The sequence below is a fragment of the Vibrio sp. ABG19 genome, assembly GCF_029962385.1.
Lineage (GTDB): Bacteria > Pseudomonadota > Gammaproteobacteria > Enterobacterales > Vibrionaceae > Vibrio > Vibrio ostreae.
Map to the genome: position 1 here is coordinate 1,685,063 of NZ_CP071708.1, position 18,657 is coordinate 1,703,719.

Genomic DNA, 18,657 nt, shown 5'->3' on the forward strand with positions numbered 1-18,657 from the left:
ATGACGGAGGTGATGAATATGAAGAAGCGATTCGCTGAATATCGTAAACAGCGACTTTTACACCGGATAAAAAAGCCAGGCCAGCGCTAGGCTGGACTGGCTATGATGACGATGGGAGGCTTAGCTCGGGAAAGCAAAGGTCACACCTTCGCGCACGCCGCTTGACGGCCAACGCTGTGTGATGGTTTTACGCTTGGTGTAGAAGCGCACCCCATCAGGGCCATAGGCATGCATATCACCAAACAGCGAGCGTTTCCAACCGCCAAAGCTATGATAAGCGACGGGGACAGGAAGCGGTACGTTGATCCCGACCATGCCCACTTGAATGTGATCAGAGAAATAGCGCGCAGCTTCGCCATCACGCGTGAAGATGCAAGTACCGTTTCCGTATTCATGATCATTAATCAGCTGCATTGCTTGTTCCATGGTCTCGACACGAACCACCTGCAGGACGGGACCGAAAATTTCTTCCTGGTAGCTTTGCATTGAGGGGGTGACGCCATCTATCAATGTTGCGCCGACAAAGAAGCCGCTCTCATAGCCCGCTACGTTGGGATGGCGACCATCGACCACTACGCTCGCACCATCAGCTTCCGCACTGTTAATGTAACCGATAATCTTTTGCTGATGCTCGCGCGTGATCACCGGGCCAAAATCATTGTTTTTGTCACTGTACTCACCAACTGCAAGGTGCTGCATCGCGGTTTGCATTTTGTCGACCAAGGCATTGGCCGCTTCTTTGCCGACCGCAACCGCAACCGACAACGCCATGCAGCGTTCACCTGATGAGCCAAATGCCGCGCCGAGCAGTTGGTTAACCGCATTGTCCATATCCGCATCCGGCATCACAATCGCGTGGTTTTTCGCTCCGCCCAATGCTTGGCAACGCTTACCATTGGCACACGCTGTGGCATAAATGTATTCGGCAATCGGGGTCGACCCGACAAAGCTGACCGCTTTAATACGCTCATCCGTTAATAGCACATCAACGGCTTCTTTATCGCCATTGACTACGTTGAGTACGCCATCCGGCAGGCCGGCTTCTTTTAACAGCTGGGCAATATACAGGGTTGAGCTCGGGTCGCGTTCTGAAGGTTTCAGAACGAAGGTGTTACCACAGGCAATGGCGAGCGGAAACATCCACATCGGTACCATGGCCGGGAAGTTGAAAGGGGTAATTCCGGCCACTACACCTAATGGCTGAAATTCACTCCAGGAATCAATATTTGGCCCGACATTTTTACTGAACTCGCCTTTGAGCAGTTCCGGCACGCCGCAGGCAAATTCGACGTTCTCGATGCCTCTTTGTAGCTCACCAGCCGCGTCATGGCAGATCTTGCCATGCTCTTCGCCGATCAACTGGCAAATTTTATCTGCATGTTGCTCCAGTAATTCCTTGAAGCGGAACATAACCCTGGCTCTTTTGATCGCTGGCGTATCGCGCCAGGCCGGGAATGCTGCCTGCGCAGCGGCAATCGCTTCTTGCACGGTTTCTTTCGGTGCTAAGGCAACCTGCTTTGAGGCTGTACCGGTTGCAGGGTTGTAAACATCTTGCAAGCGTTGAGCTGTTGTTACTAACTGACCGTTAATTAGGTGTCCGATGGTGTTCATTGTTCTTCCTCGAATATAGTTTGCCTGTTACTGGTTTTTTCTTTGAGTACAAGGTATTACGTTAATTATCAATATGGTGTTAAGTACAAATATCGCGTTAAGTACAAACATTGCGTTAAGTACAAACATTGCGCTAAGAGCGAGCCGTCCGGGCGAGCTCGTCATGCTGTACTCACTCACCAAAGCTGTTGATAAATTTCGATGATTTGTTCTGGTGTTGGTACAACGGGGTTATTATTTGGTGAGCCTGATGCCAGAGCTTGTTCTGCCATCGTAGGCATGAGTGCCAAAAACTGCTGGCGGTCGATGCCAAATTGCGCTGGCGTCGGTACCATCAGTTCGTCATTGAGCGCATGCAGTTCCGCCATGAGTTTACGGTTGGCCTCTTGATCGCTATCGGATTGCGTAGCAACACCCATTGCCCGCGCACAGTCCGCGTACCTGTGCGCTGCGCTTGGAATTGAAAACTCGGTCACCGCGGGTAACAGCATGGCATTGGAGAGCCCGTGAGGAACATGAAAGGCGGCGCCAATCGGTCGGCTCATACCGTGCACTAAGGCAACGGAAGCGTTAGAAAAGGCAATGCCGGCTAATGTAGAACCTAACATCATGGCTTCCCGGGCTTGATGATCTCGACCATCGTGATAAGCGCGGCGCAGGTGAGGGCCGATTAACTTCATCGCGGCAATGGCTTGGCTGTCACTGTACGGACTGGCCTTTTTACTGACATAGGCTTCTATGGCATGCGTCAAAGCGTCAATGCCGGTATCGGCGGTGATTCGGGCAGGCAGGCTCAGGGTCAGTGTGTAATCGACCAGAGCAGCGATTGGCATAAAACCCACCCCTGCACACAGCATCTTTTCATCATTGGTCTCGTCGGTGATGATGGTAAAGCGTGTCACTTCGGAGCCGGTACCGGCTGTGGTCGGGACGGCGATGATAGGCAGACCTTGTTCATTGACGACTCTTGGGAATTTGTAATCGCGCATTTCGCCGCCAAATTTACCCAGGATACTGATCGCCTTTGCGCTGTCGATTGGACTGCCGCCGCCTAAAGCAATAATACTGTCAAAGTTACCATGACGAACGACGTTGACTCCCGCCTGAATTGAGCTGACTGTTGGCTCTGGCACGGTATCATCAAACACTTCCGAGATGATTTGATGCTCGTTTAAGCAAGACTGAACTTGTTGCGCATAGCCCAGTTCAACCATCATTTTATCTGTAATGATGAGGGGGCGAGAGCACCCTAGACTGTTCAGAATGGTCGGAATTTCTAAACTGGCATTTTCTCCTACCTGGAGGATACGAGGCAGAATTATTTGGTTAGACATATCGGCTCCACTTATTGTTATTTAGCTTATCCTTAGCTTATCTGCAAATAACACCTCAAATACGGCTAAGCATTCAATACGGCAATTAAATACGGGTAAGCATTATTGCGTTATGACTCAGCAGGAATTAACCCAACCTAAGACTGATAAACAACTTCATTGTTATGAATAAGCTTGGATCTTTAAAGCAATAAAAAATAACCCTTAGAGTTAAATATTTTTATAGCTGTTAATCTGCTCTGGTGAGCCTATTTAAATATCTTATTTTTATCAGCCGCTTGTATATTCAACTTTGTTATTTTTTCGCAGACATAAAAAAAATTCACCCATTGGTCTTGTTTTTATTGCTAGTGGCTATCGAAGTGCAATTCTAGTATTCCGCCTGTGCTGAACTTTGCAGTACTTACGAGGTGGCTCTGCCGCGGTAATAAAAAACAAGTGAATAAGCCCGCTCCAAACGGGGTTTCTTCATTCAGTGAAAAGACGCTTTTTACACAGGATCAATAGAGATGAATAATAACCATCAACTGCCTCTTGTTGGTGTCCGGGTCGTGGACTTTGGACAACAAATCGCTGCTCCAGCTGTTGCCATGACGTTAGCCGACCTTGGCGCAACAGTGATTCATATTGACCCACCGCAAGGGCCACAGTGGGTTAGCCCTGCCAATGCAGTGTTAAATCGCAATAAACAGTGCATCACCTTAGACTTAAAATCCGCGACAGGGCTAAGCCAGGCACAACAGCTGATTGCGCAGGCAGACGTGGTGATCGAGAACTTTCGGCCGGGTGTTTTAAGTCGACTTGGCATTGATTTCGATGCATTACGCGCAGAGCGTCCTGAACTGATCACCTTGTCGATACCAGGCTTTGCCAGCAACGACATGCTAAGACGAGAATGGAAAGCGACCGAGGCGATCATCGCGGCCACCTCAGGCTCTTTTACCGATATGGGATTTAACCGTGTGCTGATGGGGATTGAGCCCAGCTTTTCGCCGGTTCCGCTTGGCTCCTCCTATGCCATATCGCTGGCAGCCAGTTCCGTTGTCATGGCCTTGTATGAACGGGCGCAAAGCGGCCAGGGCGACCACATCGAAGTGCCGGTCGCGGCGGCCTTAATGGAAGGCCTTTCATATAATTCGTTTGTGATTGATCAGCTGCCCGAGCGCTACAAGACCATGCGGGAGCATGAAATTGCTTATCGTCGCGACAATGACATAGACATGGATCTCAGTTATGCCGAGCTGCAAGAGTACTTAGATCCGTTTTTCCGCACCTATGATTGTGCCGATGGCCGAAAGTTTTACTGTGTGTGTCCGTCTCACCGTAATCATGCCAAACGTGCTCTGCAGGTTCTTGGCGTGTACGATGAGCTGATGGCGGAAGGCTTTCCCGAAGTAAAAGATCTGCACTTACCGGTCGATGAATGGGACGGGGAGACCTCACTCGGAGTCTACCCGTTGCCGGAAAAATGGGCCAAGGTCGTTGCCGCTAAAATGAAGCGGGCGTTTCTGACCAAAACGGCCAGTGAGTGGGATCGCATTTTTGGCGAAACGGGGATCCCTGGCGCGTCACAGCGTACAACGCAAGAATGGCTGCATGACGAGCATACCAACCAGGCCGGTTTAATTATTGAGGTGAATGACCCAGAATATGGCTGGATGAAGCAGCCTGGCCCGTTAGTCTGGTTTGAACACAATCCGGCGGCGTTTATCCAAGCCAGGGGCAGAGAATTTGTCAGTTTTGAGGCAGCATTAGAGCGTTTAAATAGCACAGTTTCTCCTTTTGCACCTAATGCAGTTCAAGCGGTTGGCGCCACTGGCCAAGAGCAGAAAGGCTGGCTGGACGGTAAAAAAGTGCTCGATCTGACCAATGTGATCGCCGGACCTCACTCGGGCGCGTTTTTAGGCCGATTTGGGGCAGAGGTGATTAAGCTGGATCCGGTCACGCCGCTTTATGATCCGCTCATCGGCTGTGTCTACAGCTTTCAAACTGATATGGGCAAAAAGAAAGCGTTGGTTAACATCATGACCGAACAAGGCCGTGAAGTGCTGCATCGCCTGATCCGGTCGGTGGATCTGGTGCTGATTAATGCCCCGCAACGCCAGCTTGAACCTCTGGGCCTGGACGCTCAGAGTCTGCTTGCGGTCAATCCGGAGGTGCTGTTTTGTCGCTTAGACTGTTTTGGTGGCCCCTTGCCAGGACCTAAAACCAACTACATTGGTTACGATGATATTATTCAGGCCAACAGTGGCATCATGATGCGTTTTGGCGGAAGTGAAACGCCGGAAGAACACGCTCATGTCGGTACCTTAGACGTCAACTGTGGTTTTGCAGCGGGTATGGGGATGGCGTTGGCGATGTACCATCAATTAATGACCGGTCAGGTCAGCAGGGTCAGAACGTCTCTTTCGGCGGTCACCAATATGGCTCAGCTTCCGTTTATGTTTGATTATGAAGGACGAGAGCCATTTAACGAGGCATCGGGCCGCACCGTATTAGGCAATCATCCGCTGTCACATTTTTATCAAACCCTGGACGGTTGGATCTTTCTCGACTCCAATCCGAGCGAATTGGACCAACTCACCGCCATTGAGGGTTTAACCGAGCTGAGCGATACGCCGGATGTACACGTCTATTTAAAAAATGCTTTCAAACAAGCGGCGACTGCCCATTGGCTCAATCTTCTCCGTGAGGCCGATGTCGCGGTGGCGGAGCCAAACTCCATCGAGGCTTTACGCCAGCAATACAGCCGTGTGCACGATGGCAGCGTTGGCACGCATTTAGGGAGTTATGCGTTTTCTATTTATCCTGATCATCCCAGCGGGCATTGTTTTACCCAAATTGACCACTATTCGATTCGGCCAAGCCGGGCGGCAATACGGGCGATCGCTGCGACGGAAAAATTTGGTCACTCAACCCAAGCCGTGTTAGCCAGTATCGGCTATAGCGAGTGTGAAATAGCAAGCATGATCGAGCTTAATATCGCCAGCTTAGGCTGGAGTAAACAATATTTGCCCGGCTAGCGCGTAGCCAAAAGCCAATAGCCAATAATTAGTAATTACTAAGTAATAAGTAATAGAACATGTATTCAGTGGTTGGGACTCAATAATGCAATCGGATCAAGTCACTGCCCCTGTGGCGATGACTTGATCGCATTATCCCAGAGTAAGCGACACTAGTGCATATAAACCGGGTTAAACGGATAGGGTTTTGCTGGTAATCCATTAATTTACTTATGGAATGACCCTGTTTTTCTAGTTTGTTGTATCCCTTTTAGATTTTTAGGATAACACTGGCACAATAAAAAAAATAAGAGGTTACCAATGCTTGAAGATAGACAGATCGATGCCTTTATTGCTCAGCGAGGAGTACTTAAAGGCCTCAATGCAACCCTGGGAATAACCGCTTTAGTGATGGTTGTGGTGTTTATTCTCTATACCATTTTGCTGGGGGAAGTGGCCAGTCAGCAGTTCCTGAGGCTAAAAAGATGGATCGAAGAAACGCTGGGCTGGTATTACATTATCATCATGCTGCTTTCTTTCCTGGTGTGCACAACGTTAATGCTTTCTAAGGTGGGAGGCATTCGGTTAGGCAGGGATGACGAAAAACCGGAGTTTTCCAATTTTGCTTGGTTTTCTATGCTGTTTGGCTGTGGAACCGGGGCCGGTATGCTGTTTTTTTCCATGTCTGAACCCATGATACACTTTGCCAGCGACTGGAGCGGCGGCAATCCGTTCATGAGCGCCGAGGTGAAAAGCGCGGTCAGGCGTTTTTTTGAAGCCAAACAGGTCGCACTGGCCGCTGGCTTGCAACCCGGAGATGCCGGATTTCCGGTTCCTAATGATCTGGTGGCCGAAGCCGCGGTGGGGGGAGTGACCCTAACCGTATTCCATTGGGGAGCTGTGGGGTGGGGGTTGTATGCCATCGTCGGCTTGTCACTCGCTTATTTTTCTTTTCGGAAGGGGCTGCCGCTTTCAATTCGTTCCGCGCTTTATCCATTAATTGGCAATAAGATTTACGGCCCGATAGGGCATGCGGTGGATATACTGGCCGTTTTTGGCACTATCTTCGGTATTGCCACCACGTTGGGACTGGGGGTGGAGCAGATCAGCGCCGGACTCATTTCACTCAACTTTTTAGCAGAAAAATCCACCACCGTCACCGTTCTGTCTATCATCTTTATTACCTTGATTGCGACCTTGTCGGCCACAAGCGGTGTCGCCAAAGGTATTAATATGCTGTCTCAGTTCAACAGCTACATCTGCATTACTATTATTCTGTATTTTCTTTTGGCATCGAATGGTAACTACTTGATTGCGAGCAGTTTAACGACGCTGGGAGAATACGTTTCCCAGTCTTTCTTTATGACTTTGTGGACGGCACGAAGCACAGAAGAACAAACCTGGCAGGGCGGCTGGACCATCTTCTATTGGGGATGGTGGATTGCCTGGTCGGCGTTTGTCGGCATGTTTATCGCGCGCATCTCACGAGGACGTACCATCCGCGAGTTTGTTATGGGCGTCATCTTTATCCCGACGTTAGTTTCCTTGATCTGGTTCAGCGTTATCGGTTCAGCGGGTATCTATCAATCGATTTATGGCTCGAACATGACCATTTACCACACCGCGGTAAACCATTGGGATTATGCGGGCACCTTGTTTGCCGCCTTTGATGTGCTCACCCCTGGTATCGCAGCGACCATTGCAAAAGTCTGCGCGCTGATTGTGGTGGTGGTCTTTTTCGTGACCGCTTCGGACTCTGGCACTCTGGTATTGGGCCGGCTGCTATCGTTCGGGCGTCGTCCACCTGTCCAGCAACGTATTTTGTGGGGCTCGTTACTGGGAGTGGTCACCCTGATGATTATGTTAATGGGGGGGAAAGAGGCGTTAAAAGCACTGCAAGCGGCCTCGATTGCAGGGGCTTTGCCCTTTACCCTTGTTATTATTGCGATGATGTTTGGTTTGGTGAAATCGTTACGCAAAGACAGAGAAAGCTTTGTTGCCGATGAGGATCAAGTGAAAAAAATCGTGGAAAGAGAAATCGCCGATCTTTCCTGAGCAAGGGAGTGATCCACTAACCGATAATCTTCGCCCTTAGGTGAATCAGTTACTTGTCTCTCGCCCACCCATTGGCCGGGGCACAGTAAGCACAGGGACAACCCGGTATAAGGGGGAGCATACGCCGGGTTGTCCTGCCGATTGTTCAGGCGCAGTCAGATTGATTTCTGGCTGTGCCTTTTTACTTTTGGTCACTTGAACACGCCTTCTCTTAAATCCCTTTAATCGTTGAAGCCTTAACAGGGCCAATCTTTAACCGGGACAGAGGACACACCGTCGTGATGTCGCTTTTTAACGAGGACACACGCCTTTGGGTTTATCGCTCGTTGAGGTGTGTGTCCTGCTTAGCGCATGTTCTGCTGGAGCTCTGCTCGTAGGATCAGTCTTGTGGTAAGAAGCGTTGATAATCGACTTCCATAAACTGCGAGCGCTGGAAGCGGGTCTCTTTCAGTTCCAGAGGGATGGTGCAGTCGTAGATGGTTTTACACGACATACCGCGCGCCTTGATCGACGGGCTCATGTCCGGCATTTGTGACGGGTCGAGTACGTGGGTGGTCACGCCCGGAATGACGATGGTATCGACATCGGCCTGGTGGCGGGTATTGAGCGCCCACAGCACATCGTTAGAGTCAAAAATATCCACGTCATCTTCAACCACTATGATGTTCTTCAGCTCAGGGAAGGCACCGAAGGCGACCAGTGCGGCCTGGCGCTGACGACCTTCATCTTTGGCGCTCAGTTTCTTGAATTGCATCACCGCCATCAGTTTACCGCCACCGGACGAGTGGGCGTAGACGTTGAGCACCCGGCCCGGCATAGCGCGCTCAGTCATCGACAAAATACTCGCTTCCGTACAGATACCCGCCAGGCTGACGTGCTCTTCACTGCAGCCGATACAGGTTTGGGTGATTGGGTTGGTGCGCGTTGTCACCGATTTTACTTTGATCACCGGCAGGCTCGGGTTGGCTTCGCCGGTGTAACCGGGAAACTCCGGCATGGCTTTACCGGTGTGGCTGTTTTGATCTTCCACCACGCGGTAGTCCGGCATAATTTCGCCTTCAATCACGATTTCTGCGTGGGCAATCGCTTTGGTATCTACCGTTTTGGCTTGAACCAGTTCGACCGGGCGGTTACGGAACGCGCCAGCAATTTCCAGTTCGTTAAAGCCAAGCGGTGTGACTGGTGGCTCAAAGCAGGCAGAAACATACACTGCCGGATCGAGACCGATATTGACCGTGATGGGAAGAGGTTTGCCCATCGCTTCGGCTTTTTTACGGAACACATCAATATGACGGCCCGGCGCGAAGAAGATCGATACTTCATCCCGCGACTGAAAGCACTGGCGGTGAATGGTGACGTTGGTATCGCCGTTTTCCGGATCTTCGGCATACACCAGGCCGAGGGTGACGTACGGGCCGGCATCTTCCACTGTGTTGGTGGGGGCCGGGATCAGTTTGCGGATATCGAAGTCCGGATCGTCGGCGTAGTGCACCACTTCCTGGCACGGCGCCTGATCGACCAGGATCGGTTTGATCGGGTTGTTGGCGGCCTGCATCATGGCATGGCCGAGGTGTTCCGGCTCATGGCCGAGCAGCAGGGCGGTACGTGCGCGACTGGCCAGTACGCCAATCGCAACCGGTGATTTCTCAAAGCCTTTGATGTTGTTAAACAGCATCATCGGGCCTTCTTTGGTTGGGCGCATGGTAGTGCCGGCCGCGCCGATATGACGATAGACACCGGACAGTTCACCGACCGGATCGACTTCGATATCGGTTTCCAGCAGCTGGCCTTCATATTCGGAGAGAAATTGAATCGCGGAGCGCAGGTCGGTGATCTCTTCCCGGGCGCGTTGATAATCTTCAGGGCGGTATTTTTGCATGTTAGATCCTCGCAGCGGTGGTGTGCTGCTACTTCAGGTTTAACGCACAACGGTGGGCAGCGGCTTTGAGGAATACACAAGGCCATCACGGGCGTGCGTTGGCCCAGCATTAAGGCTGTGTCTGACGGGCGTGATTTGTCGGATCTGTCAAAGCGGGCGATACGCCGTTGGTACGCGGGGTGGTGCTGTGAACGGGTCGCAGAGAGCAACCTGTTATCTGCGGTCCAGTATAGAGATTGAGTACAAGTTATCCATAACCTAAAATGAATGTGAAATATTATGTTTTGGAATGTTTATGAAGCAGGTTAAACCGCTTAATCAGATCAATATGAATCTGCTGATCCCGCTCAATGCCTTACTGGAGTACAAGAGTGTTACCGCGGCAGCAGAGTCGCTGGGTATCGCCCAGCCGACCATGAGTAAGCATCTCGCCCAGTTACGCCGCTTACTCAATGACCAACTGCTGGTAAGGGTCGGGTCACACATGCAGCTCACGCCAACTGCGCTTGAGATCCAGTCGAGTCTGGCGCTGGTGCTGGACGGGCTGAATGATATTTTTGCCGCCAGTTATGATCCGGATAAGGATAAGCGCGAGTTTATTATTGCCTGTCCGGATTACGTCAGTGCCTACATTCTGCCGGATGTGCTCCGGCCCTATCTGGATGATGAGTCGCAGGTGTCGTTTCATGTTATCAACTGGGATGTGCAGGCGCGCAGCCTGCTGCTGGAGGGGTTGATCGACTTTGTGATCACCATAGATGAAGACTTTGCGCCCAATTTCATCCGTAAGGTGATCGATAAAGATCACTGGGTGATGGTGATGAGCGCGGATCATCCGCTGGCTAATCAGGTTGAGATCAGCATGGATCAGTTTCTTGCCCAGCCGTTTGTGCAGACCGTGACTGGTGGCGGCAGCTCGAAACAGATTGACCGCTATTTCAGCCAACGCCGTCTGAAACGCAATATTAAACTCACCACTCAGGGCTATATCCCGACTTTTAGTGCCATTCGCAGCAGCGAGATGATCTCTGTGGTGCCGCAGCATCTGGCGACATACATGGCGCAGGACTTCGGCCTGGTGGTTCGGGTGCTACCGTTTCGGGTCGCGCAGTCTCAGCATTCCGTCTATTGGCACGAAAAATTCAACAATGACAGCGCACACCGCTGGTTTCGCGAGCACATCATCAGTGAGATTGTCACCCACCCGCGCCATCGTAGCGCTTAAGTCTGCAGAGAAAGAGTAAGCAGGACACACGCCCTTACGATGCCTCTTTGTTACGGGGACACACACCTTTAGTTACTGCTTGAGTTACGGTGTGTGTCCAGGTAAGAGAGGGCGTGGCTTCGCGGGCAGAAAGATGATTGCAGGGAAAGTAAGCGGGACACACGCCGTTACGATGCCTCTTTGTTACGAGGACACACACCTTTAGTTGCTGCTTGAGTTACGGTGTGTGTCCAGGTAAGAGAGGGCGTGGCTTCGCGGGCAGAAAGATGATTGCAGGGAAAGTAAGCGGGACACACGCCGTTACGATGCCTCTTTGTTACGGGGACACACACCTTTAGTTGCTGCTTGAGTTACGGTGTGTGTCCTGTTAAGAGATGCGCATTTAATTACGGTGTGTGTCCTCCTAAGAGATAGTTTCGTCTGGCAGATAATTATTGCTGGTGGTAGTCCAGATACTGCTCAGCTTCGGCGCTGCCCATATAGCGCGCCAGCGTGCGCTGCGGTACGTTGCGCAGGTCAACCACAATCAGGCCGTCCAGCGCATCGTTAAAGTCCGGGTCGATGTTGAAGCTGACCAGTTTGCCGTTCAGGCCGAGATACTGGCGCAGCAGAACAGGTATCCCTTTGCCTTCATCGATACGCGCAATCACCCGCGACAGCAGTTGTAGATCGGCCAGTGAGGTAAGCAGGCTGGCATTCCACAGATTTTGACCGACCGGCAGCGGGTTGGTGGCTTCGACCAAATCCGCCTGCGCTTTGTCGTAGTAGTGCAGGGTCATGGTATCGGCCAGTAGGCGCCGAGCCTGATCGCTGTAATCACTGCTGATGCTGACCGGCCCGAACAGATGAGTGTACTGCGGGTTGCGGCTGACGTAAGTGGCGATGCCTTTCCACAGCAGCAGCAGCGGTGCCATGCTCTTCTGATAATAGGTGTCGATCACCGAGCGACCCATTTCAATCGCATTGCCCATGTTGTGCAAAAAGCGCGGATCGTAATGGAACAGGGTGCTGGAGTAGAGGCCGTCGATACCGCGCTCTGTCAGAATTTGATCCACCAGGCCAAGACGGTAGGCGCCGACCAGTGCCTGACGCTCGCGATCCCAAATAAACAGATGCAGGTAGTCGCGATCAAACTCATCGATATCGAGCGCCAGCCCAGTGCCTTCACCGACCTGACGGAAGTTGATTTCTCTTACCCGACCAATCTCATGCATGATGGCCGGAATGTTTTCGGCCCGGGTGCAGTAGACGTCAAATTCGTTGTGGCGCAGCAGATGATCGGAGAAAGGCAGGCGCGCTAAATCCTGGCGCAGATCCTCCAATGGCAGTCGGCTGTCGATTGGCTGCAGCGAACTGTCCTGGGTCGCCTTATTCCGCGTGATGGTGTGCTGGCTGTGCAGTAGGTAGGTGTTGAGGCGCAGGTAATTGACCAGCTGCTGGTCGCACAGATCGTGAATCTCTTTGTAGTGAATGGTTTCGCCAATCGCGATTGAGATACAGCTCTGTTTTTTATTGAGCAGCTCGCGTCCCAGCATCAGGGTGCGCAGCAGCGGGTGGATTTTACCTGCCATATAAAAGCGTTTCGAATTATGGCCGTCGATAAACACCGGCACCGTTTTAGCTTTGTGTTTTTTGATCAGGCGGCTGACTGAGTGACTCCACTCTTTGTCTTCCAGGCGGCGCTGTTTGCGATCGACCAGTTGCGACACTTCACCAGCCGGGAAAATCAGCAGCAATCCCCCTTGCTCAAGGTGTTTATGTGCCTGGCGCATCGCGAGCAGATTGGCTTTGGCCGATTTCTCGGTTTCAAACACATCGACGCCGATAAACAGTGAATCGAGTTCCGGTACGGTTTTGAGGTAGTGGTTGGCGAGGATCTTGATGTCAGAGCGGCGGGTCAGCAGCATTTCGGCCAGAATGACGCCTTCCACGCAGCCGAGCGGGTGGTTGGCAACCACTACAGTGGCACCGCTTTGCGGCACATGAGCTAACGATCCTTTCGTGAGCTGATAATCGATACCGAGAATTTCGAGGGTAAAGCGCAGGAACTGCGCGGTGTCACAGCCGGCCGGGCGCTGGGCGTAGAATTTATCCAGATGGCTTAATCCGGTTGCCCATTCTGCCAGGTGTTCGCCAAGGCCAAACGGGGTTTTACGCGGTAATTTGAAGGGGCTGGTGGATAGCATAACGTCCTCACAATCCTATGTGTTGACGTTATGCTAGTCAGGCTGTGTGTCAGATTCGCGGCGCTTTCATGAGGCTTTAATGGCGGTTTGATTGCAAATTAGTGACTTGATTACAAATTAGTGACTTGACTACAAATTAGTGACGCCGGCTGGTGCTGGTTTCACCAAACTATTGATTCCATTAAGCGCTCAAGTGCCGCGTGTTATTGTTGAAGTTACTGTTTAAGTAATTACTGAACTTATTGTTGAAACAGCAGCGTCAGGCTGACCGGCACGCTGTCCGACAAACTCAGCCCGCCCACGGTGTCTGACAGGGCGCTCAGGTTGGCGGCCGGAATCGAGAAATCAGCGGCGTTGATGATGACCGGAGCGCTGGAGCTGACCATGACCTTACCATCGGCGGGCATGATCACCACCGGGAAATCCACCATCTTGCTGTGGCCGTACAGGGTGACCTCTGCTGAGATAATGCTGCTGCTGGCGGCCCCGGACAGTAGTTTACTGTCGACCGCACCGCTGACCGTCACCTGCGGATATTTCATGCTCTCAAAATAGATCTCGTTGAGGCGACTGTCCCGGATCGGTACGCCGGTACGGATGCCTGTCAGGTCGATATTGACTGAGAACTTACCATCTTCGCTCAGCTGTCCGCTCAGGGTACGTATGCTGGCCGGTTCGACGATGTACTGCTTTTTGATGGTGGCGAAACTGACCGAAGAGAGGTTAGGGTCAAGCAGGTAGTCACCGGTGGCGAGCGTTGGCACAGAGAAAGCGGTGAGTGCGAGGCAGAGGGAAGTGGTGATTTTGTTCATTATGCTAACCTTATCGGGAGAGGATTAGCCATAAGCGTAGTCGGTTAATTCACGGGATGACAAACATTGTTGGTATGAGAGTGAAAGGGCCTGCCTGCAAACGGCCGTTGCCTTAGTCACTTTGCCTGCAGACGCCGCGCCAAGAAAGTACACTAATGGCGTGCCTATACTAAAATGTCCTTTATCAATAACAACAAGAAAGCAAAACTATGAATATTTTATTTCGTAATCTATTGATAGTCATCATGTCTATTCTGTTTGTTCCTGCCAGTTACAGTCAGAGCCTGGTGGACGGTGTCAGCATCGGGGCCGGTTATTCGTTTGAAGACGACCTGCTGGGGCGCATTGGGGGGCAACACGACCTCGATTACCGCTGGCTGGAGAGTGACCGCGGCCATCTCGCTGTGTACTGGGATGCGTCCTACAACCGCTGGTTCCTGCGCGACGATGATGATTTCAGCATCATCGCGCTGACGCCGGTGCTCTATTACCAGTTCACGCAGCCGCTGCTCGGTGGCGTCCCTGTGGTTGAGTTCGGTATCGGGGTGAGTTACATCAGCGACCGTTATGTCAACGATCGTGACATGGGCGGCCACTTCCAGTTTGAAGACCGAATCGCGGCCGGGCTGAAATATGACGCGGTTTATCTCGCCTTTATGTATGTTCACTACTCGAACGGCGGGCTGTATGATGAGAACGCCGGCTACAACACCGCACTGATCAATGTGCGTTATTCCTGGTGACATCAGTCCTGTTCATTTTTTCCCGGGTGAGCGGCCATTTTCTAATGCTTTATAAGCAGTGAAGTTGCAGCTGTTACGATATTTGGACTGCAGTTTTTTCTTGTGCGTTAGGAACGTAACGAGGACACACACCGTAATCGGGGTTAGGTTAGCGGGGCGTTAAGTTCAAGAAGTTAAAGGGGACACACACCTTCTCATCGTTGTCAGGTGTGTGCTGGTAGTGACTAGATATTTACCACCCCACCGTCAACCAGCAGCTCGGAACCCAGCATATAAGACGAATCGTCAGAAGCGAGAAACAATGCCGCTTTGGCGACTTCTACAGGTGTACCTAAGCGGTTGAGCGGCACCAGTTGTTTGACTTGTTCCAGCAATACCGCTTGCTGTTCTGCCGGTAAACCAAATTTATCAAATGCATCCGTTTGAGTCGGTCCCGGGCTCAGAACATTCACCCGGATTCCTCTGTGCTTGAGTTCGGCGCAAAGAGTCCGGGCCAGAGAAATTAAACCGGCTTTGCTGGCAGCATAGATGCTGCTTTGTGCCAGACCAATGTGGGCCGAGGCACTACCGCACAGAATAATCGAAGCCCCGTTATTAAGTAGTGGCAGTAAGGATTGAATCAGGAAAAATGGCCCTTTCAGGTTAGTTGCGATAACACGGTCAAAGCTGGTTTCATCCCATTCTTCTAAAGGCAGGTGTGTCACATCACCAGCGTTAAGGTAGACGATGTCTAATTTGTTGACTGTAGCGCTGAGTTGCTGCGCTAATCGTTTTTGCTGGCCTGGGCATGCAGCATCGTTTGGGATAACTGTGGCAGAGGTGTCTAAGTATTGTTGTGCGCGTCGAATCCCCTTGGGACTGCGCCCGGTCACGATGACTTTGGCTCCTGCGAGTTGAAACTGCCTGGCCGTTTCCAAACCGATTCCTGCGGTACCTCCGGTAATCAAGGCCACTTTGTTTTTCAACCGGTCATTCATATTCACTTCCTGCTTGTTGTTTGGGTTAAAAATGAACATTATTAAGTTAATAGTATGAATAAGGAAGTAGGTACCAAATGGATACTAAAGGAATTGATCAAAATAAACTGGCTGCCAATAGCTTCCATTGCCCTATGGTGGATTTCGTAAACATCATTTCCGGTAAGTGGGCGATCCCCATTCTTTACCGTCTCATCGTGACCGATGGGGTGATTCGATTCGGTGCATTACAGCGCGCGATTGGGACTATTACTCAGAAGGAACTGACTAAGCAGTTACGCCTGTTCGAGGCGAGAGGGCTTGTGACCAGAACTGTCTATCCGGAGATGCCACCCAGAGTGGAATACCAGATCACTGAGCTTGGTAAAACATTAAAACCCACGCTGGATTCTCTGGCATTATGGATGACGGAACATAGGCAGGCACTGTTGGGTCATACTGCTGGTTGAAATGATGAAATTATTTGAATGGAACTCTCTGACTTGATTGACTTTAATCGTTACTCTCAATATCTCGGCCAATTTGATAGTGCGCAATATGCTGCGGTGAAAACCCGTGAGGGGAAGGTAGCGGGTTTGAGCTTTTGTGTATATCAGCAAAGTGATACCCCCTCAGATGTGATTATTCTGTACCATGGCGGTGGCGTTCATCGTAACGCAGGTTATCCGGTGCTGGCTTATCAGCTGTGTGTCGATCCCCGAATTGCAGTCTGCCTGGTTGACATACGCGGGCATGGTAAATCTGATGGAAAACGGGGCAGCGTTGCCCAACCTGAGCTCATTTGGCGGGATGTGGATACGATAGTCGATGAGATAACACGATGTTTTCCTTATGCGCAGCGGCATCTTGCTGGCCACTCTAGTGGCGCGGGTATGCTGATCAACTATTTTACCCGCTACAATGATCGGCGCTCGGCTGACAGCCTCACTCTTCTCGCGCCTGAGCTTGGTCCGTTTGCCGGAATCGCTCGTCCAATTGATGAGAAACAGCGCTTTGCTCAGGTACGGCAGTGGCCATTCATTGTTAATGCAATCAGTGCGGGCTACCTGTTCGGGCAGTGTTGGGCGGTTAAGCTCAATTTCCCGGCGCAAGTATTAAAGGCTGCACCTGACTTCGTCTCGCGCTATAGCGTTAACATGGCTAACGCGCTGACGCCACGTCATCCCGCGAAACAGCTGTCTTCGTTACCTGTCCCAACCTTACTGCTGTTTGCTCAGAACGATGAACTGTTTGATAGTGAGGCGATGCGCGATTTTGCAAATCAGCACGGGAGTGAGTTGTTGCAAAGTCACGAGATGCCAGGTGCGACGCATCTCGCCTGTGTGTTTGAGGCTCACCATTACATGGCGCCATTCATCGCCGGTTTATCACCATGTGAGTAGTGTTAGCCCGTTTGTTAGCCGGACACACTCCGTTAACGGGGAGCCCTTGACGAGGACACACACCATCATTTCAATGTGGAGACCTTGACGAGGACACGCACCATCATTTCAATGTGACTGACGGTGTGTGTCCTGTTTATTTCTGTTCATTTCCCCCGGGTGAGCGGCCATTTTCTAATGCTTTATAAGCAGTGCAGTTGCAGCTGTTACGATATCTGGACTGCAGTTTTTTCTTGTGCGTTTGCGCTTTATGCTCTGTGCGCCAGACTCGTCATATCACCCATAAATGACATGACCTATGACGACAGCACGCTCTCAGTTGATTTGCCCTGACATCACACCCTATTATCACTGCGTTTCTCGCTGCGTACGTCGTTCGTATTTATGTGGAGAGGATTCTCATACCGGTCAGTCTTATCAACATCGTCGCGCTTGGGTGGAAGAGCGCATTTTAACTCTGGCGACCATTTACTGCATTGATATTTGCGCTTATGCAGTGATGAGTAATCACTATCACCTGGTGGCCTTTATTGACATGGACGGCGTGGCTGCACTTTCCGATTCAGACGTCATTGAACGCTGGGGGATAGAACATTGTTTGCCTAGACTGATTCAGCGTTATCAATCAGGTCAGAAATTAGCTGCCGCCGAATGGCAGAAGTGCCGGGAAATTATCGAGGTTTGGCGCTCTCGTCTTTGCTCACTGAGCTGGTTTATGAAAGAGTTAAATTACCAGATAGCACGGCAGGCGAATCAAGAGGATCAGTGCACAGGTCGGTTCTGGGAAGGACGGTTTAAGTCTCAGGCCCTGCTCGATGACAAAGCTCTGCTGGCGGCTATGGCGTACGCTGATCTTAATCCTGTACGGGCGAAAGTCGCGGATACGCCTGAGCAGTCTGACCATACTTCGGTGAAAGCGCGCCTGGTTGCCCTGGATAGAGGTAAAACCTCTGCGCGTGCTTTGCTGGATTTTATTGGTTACCACAGCCAGGAAAAAAAGCGTGGTATCCCGTTTCGATTGATGGATTATCTGGAGCTGTTGGATTGGCTGGGACGGCAGATGAGAGAAGGTAAACGTGGGGTTCTTGATGAGAGCGCACCGGGCATTCTGCAGCGTTTATCACTGGTGCAGAAAGAGTGTTTAACGCTTTGCTCTGAACTTGAGAAGAGGCCGAGAGCATGGGTTGGTTCGCAGCGTCATCTCATGCATGCTAAATCGCAGTTAAATCGCCAGCGTATGCTGGGGATCGTCATTTCTTAGTTATTTAAAACCGGGTACAGATTCATTTCTGCTGTATTTACGTCCTCTTTGGTACACCTTTCTTTCCGCTTTGGTACACCTTGATGTCATAACCCTCATTTACTTTCGTTTTCTGATATTGGTTTAGAGAGTGAAGGACACTATACGTTTAGTCTTTGCGCTTAAAGTGTGTGTCCTGTTCAGATTCATT

At 51.1% G+C, this 18,657-nt stretch carries 13 protein-coding genes; 7 read left to right on the forward strand and 6 right to left on the reverse strand.

Annotation, left to right across the window (positions count from 1 at the left end):
* Window positions 1-120: 120 nt before the first annotated feature.
* Both J0X00_RS14035 and J0X00_RS14040 read right to left on the reverse strand, forming a co-directional pair.
* The gene (locus J0X00_RS14035) at window positions 121-1,611 is read right to left on the reverse strand and encodes a CoA-acylating methylmalonate-semialdehyde dehydrogenase (RefSeq protein ID WP_282477030.1); all 1,491 of its coding nucleotides are present in this window, start codon (window positions 1,609-1,611) and stop codon (window positions 121-123) included.
* Window positions 1,612-1,787: 176 nt separating this feature from the next.
* The gene (locus J0X00_RS14040; protein ID WP_136483252.1) at window positions 1,788-2,945 is read right to left on the reverse strand and encodes an iron-containing alcohol dehydrogenase; all 1,158 of its coding nucleotides are present in this window, start codon (window positions 2,943-2,945) and stop codon (window positions 1,788-1,790) included.
* Between the two features lie 509 nt (window positions 2,946-3,454).
* Here J0X00_RS14040 and J0X00_RS14045 point away from each other — a divergent pair.
* Together J0X00_RS14045 and J0X00_RS14050 are read left to right on the forward strand one after the other, a co-directional pair.
* A complete protein-coding gene (locus J0X00_RS14045) occupies window positions 3,455-5,968 on the forward strand; it encodes a CoA transferase (protein WP_282477031.1) in 2,514 nt (837 codons plus the stop codon).
* Window positions 5,969-6,268: 300 nt separating this feature from the next.
* A complete protein-coding gene (locus tag J0X00_RS14050; protein ID WP_282477032.1) occupies window positions 6,269-8,002 on the forward strand; it encodes a BCCT family transporter in 1,734 nt (577 codons plus the stop codon).
* A gap of 379 nt (window positions 8,003-8,381) precedes the next feature.
* On the opposite strand, the gene J0X00_RS14055 is transcribed toward J0X00_RS14050, so the two are convergent.
* A complete protein-coding gene (locus J0X00_RS14055) occupies window positions 8,382-9,881 on the reverse strand; it encodes a UbiD family decarboxylase (protein WP_282477033.1) in 1,500 nt (499 codons plus the stop codon).
* Window positions 9,882-10,176: 295 nt separating this feature from the next.
* Here J0X00_RS14055 and J0X00_RS14060 point away from each other — a divergent pair, with 295 nt between their 5' ends.
* On the forward strand, window positions 10,177-11,106 hold the full coding sequence (locus J0X00_RS14060; protein ID WP_282477034.1) for a LysR family transcriptional regulator: 930 nt from the start codon (window positions 10,177-10,179) through the stop codon (window positions 11,104-11,106).
* Between the two features lie 431 nt (window positions 11,107-11,537).
* On the opposite strand, the gene J0X00_RS14065 is transcribed toward J0X00_RS14060, so the two are convergent.
* Window positions 11,538-13,292 (reverse strand): GNAT family N-acyltransferase, encoded by a 1,755-nt coding sequence (locus J0X00_RS14065; protein WP_282477035.1) that lies wholly within the window; start codon window positions 13,290-13,292, stop codon window positions 11,538-11,540.
* A gap of 239 nt (window positions 13,293-13,531) precedes the next feature.
* On the reverse strand, window positions 13,532-14,104 hold the full coding sequence (locus tag J0X00_RS14070) for a YceI family protein (protein ID WP_282477036.1): 573 nt from the start codon (window positions 14,102-14,104) through the stop codon (window positions 13,532-13,534).
* Window positions 14,105-14,313: 209 nt separating this feature from the next.
* Here J0X00_RS14070 and J0X00_RS14075 point away from each other — a divergent pair, with 209 nt between their 5' ends.
* Complete coding sequence (locus tag J0X00_RS14075; protein WP_240798122.1) at window positions 14,314-14,847, forward strand: acyloxyacyl hydrolase; 534 nt, start codon at window positions 14,314-14,316, stop codon at window positions 14,845-14,847.
* Window positions 14,848-15,071: 224 nt separating this feature from the next.
* Here the strand turns inward: J0X00_RS14075 and J0X00_RS14080 are convergent, their stop codons facing one another.
* Complete coding sequence (locus tag J0X00_RS14080; RefSeq protein WP_136483259.1) at window positions 15,072-15,824, reverse strand: SDR family oxidoreductase; 753 nt, start codon at window positions 15,822-15,824, stop codon at window positions 15,072-15,074.
* 77 nt (window positions 15,825-15,901) lie between these two features.
* Here J0X00_RS14080 and J0X00_RS14085 point away from each other — a divergent pair, with 77 nt between their 5' ends.
* From J0X00_RS14085 to J0X00_RS14095, 3 genes are all read left to right on the forward strand, one after another.
* Window positions 15,902-16,273 (forward strand): helix-turn-helix domain-containing protein, encoded by a 372-nt coding sequence (locus tag J0X00_RS14085; protein ID WP_282477037.1) that lies wholly within the window; start codon window positions 15,902-15,904, stop codon window positions 16,271-16,273.
* A gap of 18 nt (window positions 16,274-16,291) precedes the next feature.
* Window positions 16,292-17,206, forward strand: a complete 915-nt coding sequence (locus J0X00_RS14090; RefSeq protein WP_282477038.1) for an alpha/beta fold hydrolase — start codon at window positions 16,292-16,294, stop codon at window positions 17,204-17,206.
* 298 nt (window positions 17,207-17,504) lie between these two features.
* A complete protein-coding gene (locus J0X00_RS14095) occupies window positions 17,505-18,467 on the forward strand; it encodes a transposase (RefSeq protein WP_282477039.1) in 963 nt (320 codons plus the stop codon).
* Window positions 18,468-18,657 lie beyond the last annotated feature (190 nt).

What these genes read in the sequence shown, in the direction of transcription:
- J0X00_RS14085 (WP_282477037.1), top strand. Translation starts at nt 15,902, where the DNA reads ATGGATACTAAAGGAATTGATCAAAATAAACTGGCTGCCAATAGCTTC.
- J0X00_RS14080 (WP_136483259.1), bottom strand. Translation starts at nt 15,824, where the DNA reads ATGAATGACCGGTTGAAAAACAAAGTGGCCTTGATTACCGGAGGTACC.
- J0X00_RS14045 (WP_282477031.1), top strand. Translation starts at nt 3,455, where the DNA reads ATGAATAATAACCATCAACTGCCTCTTGTTGGTGTCCGGGTCGTGGAC.
- J0X00_RS14050 (WP_282477032.1), top strand. Translation starts at nt 6,269, where the DNA reads ATGCTTGAAGATAGACAGATCGATGCCTTTATTGCTCAGCGAGGAGTA.
- J0X00_RS14060 (WP_282477034.1), top strand. Translation starts at nt 10,177, where the DNA reads ATGAAGCAGGTTAAACCGCTTAATCAGATCAATATGAATCTGCTGATC.
- J0X00_RS14095 (WP_282477039.1), top strand. Translation starts at nt 17,505, where the DNA reads ATGACGACAGCACGCTCTCAGTTGATTTGCCCTGACATCACACCCTAT.
- J0X00_RS14055 (WP_282477033.1), bottom strand. Translation starts at nt 9,881, where the DNA reads ATGCAAAAATACCGCCCTGAAGATTATCAACGCGCCCGGGAAGAGATC.
- J0X00_RS14070 (WP_282477036.1), bottom strand. Translation starts at nt 14,104, where the DNA reads ATGAACAAAATCACCACTTCCCTCTGCCTCGCACTCACCGCTTTCTCT.
- J0X00_RS14065 (WP_282477035.1), bottom strand. Translation starts at nt 13,292, where the DNA reads ATGCTATCCACCAGCCCCTTCAAATTACCGCGTAAAACCCCGTTTGGC.
- J0X00_RS14040 (WP_136483252.1), bottom strand. Translation starts at nt 2,945, where the DNA reads ATGTCTAACCAAATAATTCTGCCTCGTATCCTCCAGGTAGGAGAAAAT.
- J0X00_RS14075 (WP_240798122.1), top strand. Translation starts at nt 14,314, where the DNA reads ATGAATATTTTATTTCGTAATCTATTGATAGTCATCATGTCTATTCTG.
- J0X00_RS14090 (WP_282477038.1), top strand. Translation starts at nt 16,292, where the DNA reads ATGGAACTCTCTGACTTGATTGACTTTAATCGTTACTCTCAATATCTC.
- J0X00_RS14035 (WP_282477030.1), bottom strand. Translation starts at nt 1,611, where the DNA reads ATGAACACCATCGGACACCTAATTAACGGTCAGTTAGTAACAACAGCT.